This window comes from Vibrio sp. 1401 (assembly GCF_033340295.1).
Window position 1 is genome coordinate 1 of sequence record NZ_JAWOWF010000233.1, and the last position, 846, is coordinate 846.

1 protein-coding gene is annotated in these 846 nt (G+C 44.3%); it reads left to right on the plus strand.

Features of this window, described 5'->3' with window-relative positions:
- The first annotated feature begins 244 nt into the window (after positions 1-244).
- Positions 245-736, plus strand: coding sequence for a transcription elongation factor GreB (gene greB / locus R7Z77_RS24785; protein ID WP_005458979.1), 492 nt, complete (start codon positions 245-247; stop codon positions 734-736).
- Positions 737-846 lie beyond the last annotated feature (110 nt).

Sequence of the window (846 nt, forward strand, 5' to 3'; positions counted from 1 at the left end):
ATTTTGGGTAAAAACTTCTTAAAGCACGGTGCGTTAGTGGCGAGTGAAACCAATTACATCGTGACGAAAAAACCAGATTACGAAAAATAGTCGAACCGTCGCCTAACCTAATTGCCAATACCCAAAGTCCGCTCTGAGAATCTTGTGGCTTTGGGTATAATTCTAGGTTTAGGATGAAGATCGCGTAAGCGTCGATGCTGCTGAATGTGCGGCATTTTTTATGCCGAAATGAATAGGAGCCAAATTGAAAACTAAGCTGATTACCCGTGAAGGTTATAACAAACTCAAGCAAGAGCACGATTACCTCTGGAATGAAAAGCGTCCAGAAATCACCAAGATCGTGACGTGGGCGGCCAGCCTTGGCGATCGTTCGGAAAATGCTGACTACACCTTCAATAAACGACTGCTGCGTCAAATCGATCGACGCGTTCGTTTTCTCAGAAAGTTTTTACCTGAAGTCACCATCGTAGATTACTCACCTCAACAAGAAGGCAAAGTCTTTTTTGGTGCTTGGGTCGAGATTGAAAACGAAGCCGGTGATGTGAAGAAGTTCCGCATTGTGGGGCCAGAAGAAATATATGGTGATGCCAAAGATTACATCTCCATTGATTCCCCTATGGCCAGAGCCATGTTGAAAAAGCAAGTGGATGAAGAATTTACCGTTCGAACGCCGGAAGGTGACAAAGAGTGGTTCATCAATTCGATTGAATACAACAAGCAAAGCGCAGAATCTTAACTTCCTCGACCTTGAAACATTTGGCGAGCGAAGTGCGTTTGCCAATGATGTGACCTATTTTTATGCGCCCTCATTTGAGGGCGCGAGCTGTATTTACTGGAGAGGTTTAA